Annotated in this window: 9 protein-coding genes; 6 read left to right on the top strand and 3 right to left on the bottom strand. The window is 71.3% G+C overall.

Going from position 1 to position 13,754, the window contains the following annotated elements; genetic code table 11:
* The first annotated feature begins 50 nt into the window (after window positions 1–50).
* The 4 genes from ACTRO_RS17935 (at window position 51) to ACTRO_RS17920 (ending at window position 5,889) form a co-directional block, all read left to right on the top strand.
* On the top strand, window positions 51–848 hold the full coding sequence (locus ACTRO_RS17935; protein ID WP_051452418.1) for a response regulator: 798 nt from the start codon (window positions 51–53) through the stop codon (window positions 846–848).
* Window positions 845–2,359: a sensor histidine kinase gene (locus ACTRO_RS17930; protein WP_211244313.1), complete on the top strand. Its 1,515-nt coding sequence runs from the start codon at window positions 845–847 to the stop codon at window positions 2,357–2,359. The genes ACTRO_RS17935 and ACTRO_RS17930 overlap by 4 nt, the downstream gene beginning before the upstream one ends.
* A gap of 117 nt (window positions 2,360–2,476) precedes the next feature.
* Window positions 2,477–5,029, top strand: coding sequence for a bifunctional FO biosynthesis protein CofGH (locus ACTRO_RS17925; protein ID WP_034275378.1), 2,553 nt, complete (start codon window positions 2,477–2,479; stop codon window positions 5,027–5,029).
* Window positions 5,030–5,034: 5 nt separating this feature from the next.
* The gene (locus tag ACTRO_RS17920) at window positions 5,035–5,889 is read left to right on the top strand and encodes a DUF1028 domain-containing protein (RefSeq protein WP_034264461.1); all 855 of its coding nucleotides are present in this window, start codon (window positions 5,035–5,037) and stop codon (window positions 5,887–5,889) included.
* 89 nt (window positions 5,890–5,978) lie between these two features.
* On the opposite strand, the gene ACTRO_RS17915 is transcribed toward ACTRO_RS17920, so the two are convergent.
* Both ACTRO_RS17915 and ACTRO_RS17910 read right to left on the bottom strand, forming a co-directional pair.
* Window positions 5,979–6,950, bottom strand: coding sequence for a slipin family protein (locus tag ACTRO_RS17915; RefSeq protein ID WP_084316357.1), 972 nt, complete (start codon window positions 6,948–6,950; stop codon window positions 5,979–5,981).
* A gap of 243 nt (window positions 6,951–7,193) precedes the next feature.
* Window positions 7,194–8,519 (bottom strand): hypothetical protein, encoded by a 1,326-nt coding sequence (locus ACTRO_RS17910; protein ID WP_157436316.1) that lies wholly within the window; start codon window positions 8,517–8,519, stop codon window positions 7,194–7,196.
* Window positions 8,520–8,745: 226 nt separating this feature from the next.
* Here ACTRO_RS17910 and thrS point away from each other — a divergent pair, with 226 nt between their 5' ends.
* Window positions 8,746–10,761, top strand: a complete 2,016-nt coding sequence (gene thrS, locus ACTRO_RS17905) for a threonine--tRNA ligase (RefSeq protein WP_034264453.1) — start codon at window positions 8,746–8,748, stop codon at window positions 10,759–10,761.
* A gap of 325 nt (window positions 10,762–11,086) precedes the next feature.
* On the top strand, window positions 11,087–11,881 hold the full coding sequence (locus tag ACTRO_RS17900) for a DUF1684 domain-containing protein (RefSeq protein ID WP_034264449.1): 795 nt from the start codon (window positions 11,087–11,089) through the stop codon (window positions 11,879–11,881).
* A gap of 308 nt (window positions 11,882–12,189) precedes the next feature.
* Here ACTRO_RS17900 and ACTRO_RS17895 read toward each other — a convergent pair whose 3' ends face one another.
* Complete coding sequence (locus ACTRO_RS17895; RefSeq protein ID WP_034264446.1) at window positions 12,190–13,569, bottom strand: type IV toxin-antitoxin system AbiEi family antitoxin domain-containing protein; 1,380 nt, start codon at window positions 13,567–13,569, stop codon at window positions 12,190–12,192.
* Window positions 13,570–13,754: the final 185 nt, after the last annotated feature.

Genomic DNA, 13,754 nt, shown 5'->3' with positions numbered 1-13,754 from the left:
GCGGTACGGGGTATCGGACGCACACGCAGGAAAGTGAAGGTATGAACGGTATGACCTCAGCCGAGCAGACCGGGCAGGACATCCTCGTCGTCGACGACGAGCCCGCCGTGCGCGAGGCGCTGCGCGCGGGACTCGAGTTCGAAGGCTACCGGGTCACCACGGCCGCGGACGGCCTCGGCGCGCTCGAGCAGATGGCCAAGGCCATGCCGGACGCCCTCGTGCTGGACGTGATGATGCCGCGGATGGACGGCCTGACCGTGCTGCGCCGCGTGCGGTCGTTCAACCAGACCATCCCGGTGCTCTTGCTCACCGCCCGCGACACCGTCGGCGACCGCGTCACCGGCCTCGACGTGGGCGCGGACGACTACCTGACCAAGCCGTTCGACCTCGACGAGCTGCTCGCCCGGATCCGAGCCATGCTGCGCCGCGGCGCCCTGCTCACCGAGGCGGTGCAGGCCGCCGAGGAGCAGTACGAGGAGCTGCTCGAGTACCAGGACCTGCGGATGGACCTGCTCACCCGGGACGTCTTGCGCGGCGACCGGCAGATCGAGCTGACCCGTACCGAGTTCTCGCTGCTCGAGATGTTCCTGCGCCACCCGCGCCAGGTGCTCGCCCGGGAGCAGCTGCTCACCTCGATCTGGGGCTTCGACTTCGGCCCCACCTCGAACTCGCTGGACGTGTACGTGATGTACCTGCGCCGCAAGACCGAGGCCGGCGGCGAGCGGCGCCTGCTGCACACCGTCCGCGGCGTCGGCTACGTCCTGCGCGCCGACCAGGCCGCGCCCGGCCGCGGCGAGAAGGGCGAGGAGCCCCAGGACGAAGCGGAGTCGAAGGCCGAGACGCCGTGAAGCGACCGCGGCCCGCGTCCCTGCTGCGCCGGCTGACGCTGCAGGGGCGGTTCGCGGCGCTGGCGGCGCTCGGCGTGGCCATCGCCGTGGTGGCGGCCTCGGTGATCTGCTACTTCCTGGTCGAGGACCAGCTCAACCGGCAGATCGACACCCAGCTCAACCCCGCGCAGGCCGGGCGCATGTTCCAGGGCGGGCCGGGCGGCCACCAGCTCGGCGGCTTCGGCCAGCCGTTCTCCGCCGAGAGCCTGGCGCAGGCGCTGGCCACCTGCCTGGGCGGCGGCACGGACTCGTCGCAGCCGGGCGGCGCCCTGCCGGTGCAGTCCGGGGGGATCGCGATCACCAGCGCGAGCGGCCAGACCTGCACCCAGCACAGCCAGAACGCCAGCAGCGAGTTCAACCTCGGCTCCACCGCCACGCCCACGCAGATCGCGGTCGCCAACGGCACCGAGGACGGCCGGTTCTACGACACGTACACGACGAGCGGCGAGCACGTGCGCGTGTTCACCCAGCGGCCCGACAAGGTCACCGGCTTCGCCGTCTCCAACATCGCGTCGCTGGCCTACATCGACAGCTCGCTGCACAGCCTAGCCATCGAGCTGATCCTCGCCTCACTCGGAGGCATCCTGCTGGCCGCGGCCGCCGGCTTCCTCGTCGCGCGCAGCGCGCTGGCCCCCGTGCGCCGGCTGACCAGGGCCGCCGAGCACGTCGCCGCCACCGACGACCTCTCGGTCCAGCTCCCGGTGGACGGCGCGGACGAGCTCAGCCGCCTGGGCAAGGCGTTCAACCGGATGACCCGCTCGCTGGCCGGCTCGCGCGAGCGCCAGCAGCGGCTGATCGCCGACGCCGGCCACGAATTGCGCACCCCGCTCACCTCGCTGCGCACCAATGTCGACCTGCTGCTGCGCTCCCGCCGCACCGGCCGGGCCCTGCCGCCCGGCCGCGAGCAGGCCATGCTCGAGAGCGTGGACCAGCAGCTGCACGAACTGTCCGGGCTGGTTACCGACTTGCTCGAGCTCTCCCGCAACATAGAGGCCGGCAAGCGCAAGACCATGCAGGTCGCGCTGCACGAGTCGGTCGGCCGCGCGGTCGCCCGGGCCCGGCTGCGCGGCCCCGGGCTCGAGTTCGACGTGGAGATCGAACCCTGGTTCGTCCAGGGCGACCCGACCGGCCTGGACCGGGCCGTGGTGAACCTGCTCGACAACGCGGTCAAGTTCTCCCCGGCCGGCGGCCGGATCACGGTGCGGCTGCGCGGCGGCGTGTACACCGTGCGCGACCAGGGGCCCGGCATCTCGCCCGAGGACCTTCCCCGGGTATTCGAACGCTTCTACCGCTCGGACTCCGCCCGCCAGCTGCCCGGCTCCGGCCTGGGCCTGGCGATCGTGGCGCAGGTGGCCGAGGAGTCCGGCGGCACGATCCGGCTGCTGCCCGCACCCGGCGGCGGCACCCTGGCCCGGCTCGCCCTGCCCGGCGGCCCGGCCGACCGCGCGATCGAGCCCGGGCCGACCACCTGACGACGCGTCAGCACTGTTCGGCTCGTCGCACGGGCGTGGCGGTACCCGTCGGTGATCTCCGTCGGCGCCACCGGTTACGCTGGATCAGTGGCAGACAACGCGATGCGGGACAACGGCATGCGCCGGGCACTGGCGCGGGCGCGGCGGGGCGATGCGCTCGACCTCGGCGAGGCCGAGCTGCTCTTGCGCGCCCGCGGGGCCGATCTCGAGGAGCTGTGCGCCGTCGCGGCCCGGCTCCGGGACGCGGGCCTGGAGGCGGCCGGCCGGCCCGGTGTGATCACGTACTCGAAGAAGGTCTTCATCCCACTCACCCGGCTGTGCCGGGACAAATGCCACTACTGCACCTTCGTCACCGTCCCCGGCAAGCTGCGCCGCGAGGGCCACGGCCTCTACCTCTCGCCGGACGAAGTGCTCGCCATCGCCCGCGAAGGCGCGGCGATGGGCTGCAAGGAGGCCCTGTTCACTCTCGGCGACAAGCCGGAGGAGCGCTGGCCCGAGGCGCGTGAATGGCTCGACGCGCACGGATATGACGACACGCTCGCGTACGTCCGGGCCATGGCCATCCGCGTGCTCGAGGAGACCGGCCTGCTCCCGCACCTGAACCCGGGCGTGCTGTCCTGGACCGATCTGCAGCGGCTCAAGCCCGTCGCCCCCTCGATGGGCATGATGCTCGAGACCACCGCGACCCGGCTGTGGTCCGAGCCCGGCGGCCCGCACCACGGATCCCCCGACAAGGAGCCCGCCGTCCGCCTGCGCGTGCTCGAAGACGCCGGCCGCAGCAGCGTCCCGTTCACCACCGGCCTGCTCATCGGCATCGGCGAGAACCACGCCGAACGCGCCGACGCCCTGTTCGCCATCCGCCGGGTGGCCCGGCGCTACCAGGGCGTGCAGGAAGTGATCATCCAGAACTTCCGCGCCAAGCCGGACACCGCGATGCGCGCCATGCCCGACGCCGAGCTCGAGGAGCTCGCCGCCACCGTGGCCGTCGCCCGCCTCATCCTCGGCCCGTCCGCCCGGATCCAGGCCCCGCCGAACCTGGTGGAGAGCGAATACGCGCTGCTCATCGGCGCCGGCATCGACGACTGGGGCGGCGTCTCCCCGCTCACCCCCGACCACGTCAACCCGGAACGCCCCTGGCCGCAGATCGAGGAGCTCGCCGAGCGCACCCGCGCCGTCGGCTTCGAACTGCGCGAACGCCTGACGATCTATCCGGAGTACCTCACCCGCGGCGAGCCCTGGCTCGACCCGCGCCTGCTCCCGCACGTCAGGGCCCTGGCAGACCCGGAGACCGGGCTCGCGAACCCGGAGGCGTTCCCAGTCGGCCGGCCCTGGCAGGAGGCTGAGGCGCTCATCCCGGCCGGCCGCACCGACCTGCACGAGAGCATCGACACCCGCGGCCGCACCGAGCAGCGCCGCGGCGACTTCGACGACGTATACGGCGACTGGGAGGAGCTGCGCGCCCAGGTCGGCGCCCAGGCCCCGCAGCGCATCGACGGCGACGTGCGCGAAGCCCTCAGCGTGGCCGCCGCCGATCCCACGCGCCTGACCGACGCGCAGGCCATGGCCCTGTTCACGGCCGACGGCAAGGCCCTGGACGAGCTGTGCGCCATCGCCGACGCGGTCCGCCGCGACACCGTCGGCGAGGAGGTGACCTACCTCGTCACCCGCAACATCAACTTCACCAACGTCTGCTACACCGGCTGCCGCTTCTGCGCCTTCGCCCAGCGCCGCACCGACGCCGACGCCTACACCCTGTCCCTCGACCAGATCGCCGACCGGGCCGAACAGGCCTGGCAGGTGGGCGCGACCGAGGTGTGCATGCAGGGCGGCATCCACCCCGACCTGCCCGGCACCGCGTACTTCGACATCGCCCGCGCGGTCAAGCAACGGGTGCCGGGGATGCACGTGCACGCCTTCTCGCCGATGGAAGTGGTCAACGGCGCCACCCGCACCGGCCTGTCCATCCGCGAATGGCTGGCCACGGCTCAGGAGGCCGGGCTCGACACCATCCCCGGCACCGCCGCCGAGATCCTCGACGACGAGGTCCGCTGGATCCTGACCAAGGGCAAGCTCCCCGCCGCCACCTGGGTCGAAGTCGTCACCACCGCGCACTCCCTCGGCATCCGCAGCTCCTCGACCATGATGTACGGCCACGTCGACGAGCCGCGGCACTGGCTCGGCCACCTGCGCCTGCTCGCCGACCTGCAGCGGCGCAACCTCGAGCAGGGCCACGCCGGCTTCACCGAGTTCGTCACCCTGCCGTTCATCCACACCAACGCCCCGGTCTACCTGGCCGGCATCTCCCGCCCCGGCCCCACCATGCGCGACAACCGCGCGGTGACCGCGATGGCCCGGCTGCTGCTGCACCCGGTCATCCCGAACATCCAGACCAGCTGGGTCAAGCTCGGCCCCGAAGGCTCGGCCGAGATGCTGCGCTCCGGCGCCAACGACCTCGGCGGCACCCTGATGGAGGAGACCATCTCGCGGATGGCCGGATCCTCCTACGGCAGCTACGAGTCCATCCGCGGGCTCGAGGCGATCGCCGCCGCCGCGGGGCGCCCGGCCCGCCAGCGCACCACCACCTACGGCGAGGTCGGCGCCGAACGCTCTGCTGTCGGCAGAGAATTCGACGGACACCTTCCGGAACTGCTCCCCGTGCTGGAAAGCTGAACCGCATGACCTACTCGATCGTCGCCGCGAACGCCGAGCTGACCCAGTTCGGCGTAGCCGTGGCCAGTAAGTTCCTCGCCGCTGGAGCCGTCGCCCCGGCCGCCCGCGCCGCCGTCGGCGCCCTGGCCACCCAATCGTGGGCGAACACCGGCTACAAGGCGTCCGGCCTGGCCATGCTGGCCGGCGGGGCGACGGCGGCGGAGACGGTCAAGGCGCTCACCGAGGCCGACGAGCTGCGGGAGAAGCGGCAGCTCGGCGTCGTCGACGCACACGGCGGCTCCGCCACGTACACCGGCGCCGAGTGCTCCGACTGGGCCGGCGGCGTGTCCGGGACCGGGTACGCGATCCAGGGCAACGTCCTGGCCGGCTCGCGGGTCGTCGCGCTGATGGAAGAAGCCTGGCTCGGCTCCGACCCGGGGGAACCCCTGGCCCACCGCCTGCTGGCCGCCCTCAAAGCCGGCGACGCCGCCGGCGGCGACAGCCGAGGCCGCCAGTGCGCGAGCATCTACGTGGTCGGCGACCAGGGCACCTACGGCGGCGACGACGTCGTGGTCGACCTTCGCGTGGACGACCACGCGGACCCGGTGCGGGAACTGGCCCGGCTGCTCGACCTGCACGACATGATGTTCGGCAAGCCGGACCCGAACGACCTGCTGACCCTCGAAGGCACCCTCGCCGCGGAGGTCAGGTCGCTGCTCGGCGGCCGCGGCCACATCGCCGGCGACGTCTCGACCGAGGAGCTCGACCGGGTCCTGGCCTCCTGGGCCGGCATCGAGAACCTCGAAGCCCGCCTCGTGCCCGGCCGCATCGACCCGGTCGTGCTCGAACACCTGCGCCGCACCAGCGCGGGCGAGGCGTAGCGGCGGCGCCGGCCTGCCTTACTGCGGCTCAGCGCTCGCCGCCTGCCGCCGTGGCTGTCGTCGTACGCGGCCTCGGCTTCGGCCTCGGCTTAGTTCGCGTCCTCGTCCTCGGCGGCCGGAGCCTGGCCGAGTTCCCGCTCCAGATCCGCCTCGCCCTGTTCGTCCAAGGCCGCCGGCGCCGGCTCTATCGCGGCCCGCTGGTCCTCGGTGGCGATCTGCGCCGTCTCCTCCGCGTCGGCCTGCTCCTGCGACCTCGACACGGACCGCTCGCGCGCCGCCCGGTTCGCCGCCGCCCGGTCCGTGTGCGGGAGCGAGGAATGCTCGAGGAACCGCAGCAGCTCCACCGGGAACGGCAGGATCACCGTGGAGGACTTCTCCGAGGCGACCTCCACCATCGTCTGCAGCAGCCGCAGCTGCAGCGCCGCCGGACTGTCCGACATGACGTCCGCCGCCTGCGCGAGCTTCTTCGAGGCCTGCAGCTCACCGTCCGCCGTGATTATCCGCGCCCGCCGCTCCCGGTCGGCCTCGGCCTGCCGGGCCATCGTCCGCTTCATCGACTCGGGCAGCGCGACGTCCTTGATCTCCACCCGGTCGATGTGGATGCCCCAGCCCACCGCCGGCGACTCGAGCAGCAGGGCGAGCCCCTGGTTGAGCTGCTCGCGGTTGGAGAGCAGCTCGTCGAGCTCGGACTTGCCGATGATCGAGCGCAGCGAGGTCTGCGCGACCTGGATCATCGCGAAGGAGAAGTCCTGGACCTCTATCAGGGCCTTCACCGGGTCCATCACGCGGTAGTAGACGACCGCGTCCACCCGCACCGTGACGTTGTCCCGGGTGATGCCCTCCTGCGCCGGCACCGGAGCCGTGATGATCTGGGTGTTGACGCGCACCATCTTGTCCGAGAACGGCCGCAGCACCGCGATCCCCGCCTCGCGCGGCCGCCCGAGCACCCGCCCCCAGCGGAACACGACCCCGCGCTCGAACTGCCGCACGATCCGGAAGCGAGGGCGTCCGACGAGCCCCCCGAGGACGATGACCGCGAGCGCGATGTCCAAGCCCACCATGGCACTCGCTCCTTTGCGAGAAGGCACAGGATTCGTGTACGTACGTGTGTTCTGATCGTAGCTCTTCGTCGCGAGCCCTGTACATGACGCCGCGCGCACCGCGCCGACCCCGTCTCTCCCCGCGCCGAACGGTCGTGCCCAGGTCAGGGGTGATGTCGGGGCTCGCCGATCGTCCGCTGATCGCCGTTCCGACGTCGGTGACCGTGCGTGACCAACACGGCTCAGCGGCTTCGGTGCCCTCGCTTAGCGGTATTCCGCCAGCCGTGGCCTTATCCCCAGCCCCACCAGCAGCAGCGCCGCGCCCGCCATCGCCCACGGCAGCCACAGCCACGGCCCCAGGTCTGCCGTCAGTCCGTCGGATGCCTGTTGGAACGAGGCCAGTCGCGCCGCGGAGAGGTTCTGCAGACCGAGGTCGTAATCGAAGAAGTCGAACGCGTCCTCGTGCCGGGCTGTCCCCGTCTCCACCGAAAGCGCGTCCGCGACATCGCCGTCGACGACGTCCGTATGGATGGTGGCGTAGTCGGCGTCGGGACCGGCGTTCCACAGCTTCGCCGAATCCGTCGCGGCGGATCCCAGACCCTTGAGATCCTCGTCGACGGCCCGAGTCTTCTGGGTGACGATGTTCCAGTCCAGGAACGGCATCAGCACACTGCGCACGGCCGCGCCGTCCGTGTCGTAGCTGTCGGCGCGGGTGTCGACCACCTGCAGATACGCCGTCAGCCGCCCGCCCGCCACACTCGCGTCCTGCGATGCGGCGGTGAGCGCCACCGCCGCGCCTCCCAGCAGGGCGACGGTGACCGCCGTGGCGGCCAGCAGAGCCGGGTTGAGCCGCCGGCGGTACCACCTGGCGAAGGCGCGCTGGGCGACGATCAGCGCCCCCGCCGTCGCGACGCCCAGAACCGAAGTCCCGATCAATCCGACCAGAGCCCACGTGTGCGCAGCAGCGGCGGCCGACGTCGATGCGGACACCGTTCGGTCGCGCAGTTGCGCCGCCGCGACCAGGACGACGTTGCGCATCAACGTCTCCGCCCGGCCGTAGTAGCCGACGGCGGTCTGCGTCGGCGAGCCCGCGAAGGCACCGGGGTACTCGTCGAGCCCGATCGCCGCGTCAGCTATCGACCGGTACTGCGTCACGTCCCCGGCCAGCGCCGAAGTGTCAACGCCGGGCGCCCCCGCCAGAGCCTGCAGGTCCGCGTCGACCTGCGCCGTCCTCGCGTTGTACGCGCTCAGAGCACTGAGGTGGTTCCCGGCGAAGACGCCGTCGCCCGCGGTCTGGAAATCCCCGTCCCCCAGCATCACCAGCCGCGCCGCCTCGGCGTCCAGATCGGCCAGTGCGAAGTAGAGGTCCCCCGCCGTCGCGGCCGTTGCCGCCCGCGAGGTCACCGTCTGCGCCCGCGCTCGGGCCTGCAGGAACGCCGCCGCTGTCACTGCCATCAGGGCGAGGAGCGCGACAGTGAGCAACGTCGCGATCAGCCGCACCCGCGTCGGAGTGGCGCGGTTCGGCGGCGTAGGACGAGCCGAAGGAGCCGCGGGCGCAGACCAGCCCGGCTGCGCGACAGTGGTGGCCACGGTGACAAGGTAATCGCACTAAGTGAACGTCAGGCGACGCGGCGGGAAAGACTGGACGGGTCGCTCTCGGCGCCCACCCCGCACGACGGACGATCTCTTGGGCGGGTTTGAGCGGGGTCGCCGGGGTCGGTGGCATGCATGGCCCCGGCCCCCGGCTCGGTACCATCGTGCTAGGCCACCGCAGGAGCGGTGCCGAAGAGCTTTTCGAGAGAGCAGGAGTGCCACGGTGTCCGAGATCCGTGTGACCATCGACCGCCTACCCGACCAGCGGGAAGAGCGGACGGTCACGACGGGCACGACGATCGGCCAGCTGTTCGCCGAGGTGTTCGCCGGCGACCGTTCCAACATCGCCGCCCGCCTGCGTGCCGACGCGACCGAGCCGTTCCTGGTCGACCTCGACCGCGAGCTCGCCGAGGGCGACGCGATCGAGCCGGTCGCGATCGATTCCGAGGACGGCCGGGCGATCCTGCGCCACTCGACCGCGCACGTCATGGCCCAGGCCGTGCAGGAGGTCTTCCCGGAGGCCAAGCTCGGCATCGGCCCGCCGATCCGGGACGGCTTCTACTACGACTTCCAGGTCGGGCGCCCGTTCACCCCCGAGGACCTGAAGACGATCGAGCAGCGCATGCAGGCGATCGTCAAGCAGGGCCAGCGTTTCTCCCGCCGCCCGGTCACCGACGCCGCCGCGCGCCAGGAGCTGGCCGGCGAGCCGTTCAAGCTCGAGCTGATCGGCCTCAAGGGCTCCGGCGGCGACGTGACCACGGACGACGGCGCGAACGTCGAGGTGGGCGGCGGCGAGCTGACCATCTACGACAACCTCGACCCGAAGTCGGGCGAGCTGTGCTGGAAGGACCTGTGCCGCGGTCCGCACCTGCCCACCACGCGCAACATCCCGGCGTTCAAGCTGATGCGCTCCGCCGCCGCCTACTGGCGCGGCAGCGAGAAGAACCCGCAGCTCCAGCGGATCTACGGCACCGCCTGGGAGTCGAAGGACGCGCTCAAGGCCCACCTGGACTTCCTCGCCGAGGCCGAGAAGCGCGACCACCGCAAGCTCGGCACCGAACTCGACCTGTTCTCCTTCCCGACCGAGATCGGCTCGGGCCTCGCGGTGTTCCACCCCAAGGGCGCGATCATCCGCAACGAGATGGAGCAGTACTCGCGCCAGCGGCACATCGAGGCCGGCTACGAGTTCGCCTACACCCCGCACGCGACCAAGGGCACGCTGTTCGAGCTCTCCGGCCACCTGGACTGGTACAAGGAGGGTATGTACCCGCCCATGCAGCTCGACGAGGGCGTGGACTACTACCTGAAGCCGATGAACTGCCCGATGCACAACCTGATCTTCCGCTCGCGCGGGCGGTCGTATCGGGAGCTGCCGCTGCGCCTGTTCGAGTTCGGCACGGTCTACCGCTACGAGAAGTCGGGCGTCGTCCACGGCCTGACCCGCGCCCGCGGCTTCACCCAGGACGACGCGCACATCTACTGCACCCGCGACCAGATGGCCGAGGAGCTCGACAGCCTTCTGACGTTCGTCCTCGACCTGCTGCGCGACTACGGCTTGAACGACTTCTACCTGGAGCTCTCCACCCGGGACCCGGAGAAGTCGATCGGCACCGACGAGGCGTGGGCCGAAGCCACCGAGACGCTGCGCCAGGTCGCGCTCAAGCGCGGCCTCGACCTCGTCGACGACCCGGGCGGCGCCGCGTTCTACGGCCCGAAGATCTCGGTCCAGGCCAAGGACGCGATCGGCCGCACCTGGCAGATGTCGACGATCCAGCTCGACTTCATGGAGCCCGGCCTGTTCGACCTGGCCTACAAGGGCTCCGACGGCGCCGACCACCAGCCGGTGATGATCCACCGCGCCCTGTTCGGCTCCATCGAGCGCTTCTTCGCCGTGCTCCTCGAGCACTACGCCGGCGCCTTCCCCGCCTGGCTCGCCCCGGTCCAGGTCACCACGATCCCGATCACCGACGCCCACATCCCGTACCTCCGCGACGTCGCCGCGAAGCTGCGCGCCCAGGGCGTCCGGGTCGAGGTCGACGCCTCGGACGACCGCATGCAGAAGAAGATCCGCAACGCCCAGAAGGCCAAGGTGCCGTTCATGCTCATCGCGGGCGAGGAGGACGTCACCAAGGGCGCCGTCTCCTTCCGTTACCGCGACGGCTCGCAGAAGAACGGCATCCCGGTCGACGAGGCCGTCGCCGAGATCGTCGAAGTGGTCCGCTCCCGCCGCAACGACTGACCTGGCGGCAAGTGCCGGGCTGCCGCCTCGGCGGCACGTGGGCGCTCGCCGTCGCGCGGCCTGAGCGCGCGTGACTTGTGTGCTGCTGCATCGCCGCACCGGAGATCGAGAAACGATCCCGGTGCGGCGACGCACTGCTTCACGCTCCCGACGTCCACTCCGCACGGCGCCGCTGTCTCGGCGGCGATCTCCCTCCGGCTCCCAATCCGGTGCCCCGGAACACGCGAGCCTGCGCTTAGGGAACACGCGAGCCCGCGTGGCGGTTGTATCCGCCGGACCGCCGGTCAGCTGCGGCCGAACCAGTGACGACAAGAAGCGGGGACACGTGAGCGAGGCCGAGAACTGGCAGCAGTGGCGAACTGAGCGCGAGGCGAAACTGCGCGCGCCACACGGCGTGCTCGCTCTCACGGGCACACACTGGCTCGACGAGACCCCCGCCCCGATCGTCGAGGGCGAGCCGGTCCTGTGGAGCGCTGGTCCCGACGGAGCCTCAGTCATCCTTACCGCAAAGGCCGAGCACGGCCTTGTGCTGCGCGGCGAGCCCGTCGACGGCACGGTCACGCTGTACCCGGACACCGCCGAGCACCCCGACAAGGTCAGCGCGCCCGACTACGACATCCTCCTCGTCCCGATCGAGCGCGAAGGCGTCGCTGCCCTGCGCGTCTACGATGCGAACGCGGCGACGCTTAAGGCCTTCGACGGCCTCGAGGTGTTCGACTACGACCCGAACTGGGCCGTGCCCGCCACGTTCCGCCCGTACGACGGACCGCGCGTCGAGAAGGTGGTCAACGTCGACGGCGTGGCCCGCGGGCTCGGCCTCGACGGCACCGTCGAGTTCGAACTCGAGGACGGACGCCACGAGTTCGCCGCGGCGCTGACCGCCGACGGCGGCCTCTGGATCGTCTTCGCCGATCCGACCACGGCCGACTCGAAGCCCTTCTTCCGCTTCCTGTCCGCGCCGGCCCCCGCCGAGGCCGACGGCGCCGTGACGCTCGACTTCAACCGTGCCTACCTGCCGCCCTGCGCCTTCACGGACCACTACGTCTGCCCCGTCCCGCCGCGCGGCAACCGGCTCGACCTCCCCGTCCGCGCGGGCGAGCTCGCGGTCAAGACGCGCTGAGCCACGACGCAGGCGCCGTAGCTGACGGAGGCGCCCGTAACTGACGCAGAGGCCGGTACTCGACGCAGACACTGGTAGCTGACGCAGAGGCTGGTACTCGACGCAGACACTGGTAGCTGACACAGGCTCCGCAGCCCGGAACTGCAGGACCCTGTCATCTGGCACCGCGTCGCCGGGTCCGCCAGCTGGACCGGGAGCCATTACCGCCTCGTCCGCATTTCATGGCTCCCGGCAGCAACCGGAAGGGTTACGGGTCGCTCTTCGCTAGGCAACCTCCGTTTCTTGGGCTGAGGAGTTCCGAGCCGCCGTCAGAAGGCCCCGCTGAACGCGGGACTTCTGACGCGCAGCCCCGACCAATGCGCCGGCGTCGGTGTGCTCGTCAGGGCGAGCTGCACGCGCCCCGGCAAGCCTCCCTCCGCCGCCGCGTCGGGTTCGGTCTGGCCGATCGGAAGCAGTGCGACGCCGGGCGGCAGCGTCGCCTCCGGTCGTGCCGCGAGCGCGCTCGCGATCCGCTCGACGACGTCGGCCGTGTTCTTGGCCAACTCGTGCGCCGAGATCTGGATCACCGCGAAGCCGAGTCGGCTCAGCTCCGTCACGGCGCCCGGCTTCGCATCGATCGTGACGACGAGGGCGCGGCTGGGCCAGAGCGCCTCGGCGACGGCGATCTGCCGGCGCTCGCCGTAGATCGCGACGCGCCGCATCAGGCCCTGCGGTCCGTGGCGGCTCAGGCCCTCGAACAAGCGCCGAGTCGCCGCCGCCCGCTCGCGCGTGCGGGCCCGGACCAGCGTGTCTCGCAGAGGCCTGGTATGTCGCCGCGGCGCCTGGACGAGTTCGTGCTCGAGCTCGCCGAGGTCCGTGAGGCCCGCTGACACCGTGGCGCGCACCACCGTCTCGATGAAGGCCTCAGCCGTCACCTCGTCGGGCGCCTCAAGGCACCACGAGCACGCGTCGAGCACCGCCCGTGCGGGTGGCGCAAGCCTCAGGCCATGGCGCCGGTCCGGCTCCGGCAGCCGCGTAGAGCGGGAGACGCGTACGTACTCGACGTTCTGCCGTCGTTGGCCGTGCGGGACGAGCAGGTGCACCCGCCACGCGGGGAAGTCGCTTTCGAGTGGCGGAACGGGGTGATAGATGGATCCAGGCGCGGGATGTGCGTTGAGGCGCTGGCGTGGATTCTGGCGCGTGGGCGGATGTCGGAAGACGTCGGTGGCTGGGGCCTCGGCGCCACGGTGGCCGACGGCGACGTCGGCCCGAGAGGACGACTCAGCAGGCTCAGCAGGCCTGCTGTCGTCGACGGCCGCAGTGGCGCCCGGAGCCTCAGAAGCGGCGCGAGCCGTGCTTGCCGGCGCGGTACTGGAGGTCGCCCACGTGCTCCAGCCGTCGAGGTCGTCCCAGAGCCCGGATACGACGTCGCCGACTCCGTGGAGGCGCAAGGCCGCCGGCCCGGTGATGATCGAGTGCTCGCCCGCATACACCTGGGCGGCGAACGCGCGCTGCACGGGATTCGGCGGCCCGCACTGGAGGAGATAGACGCTGGGAAGCAGGCGCTGCCACAGACCGCGCGACACACGCGTGCGCACCGTCTCGCGCGGCAAGCCGCAGGCGGCGGCTTGGGAGGCGGCGAGGACGCCGCGCTGACGGGTGATCAGGGCCCGTACGTCGGGGGAGAGGAGTTCGTTGGTTTGCGCCATGACTCCACGGTCTCCGGTATCGGAGTTCCGCGCTAGAGCGGAGGGCGCATTTCACCTGGTCAAAGCCTTCGCATGATGATATGACCGGAGCGTGGGCCTCACTCTGATGGATGCATGACAAACGAGGGTGGGCCCCGTCCGCAATCACTCCCGCGGACGAGAACGAGCTCTGCCGCCCCGTCCGT

Origin of the sequence: Actinospica robiniae DSM 44927, assembly GCF_000504285.1 — a bacterium.
Classification (GTDB): Bacteria; Actinomycetota; Actinomycetes; order Streptomycetales; family Catenulisporaceae; genus Actinospica; species Actinospica robiniae.
Note: the sequence above shows the minus strand (reverse complement) of the source record. Positions and strands in the feature narration are given on the sequence as shown.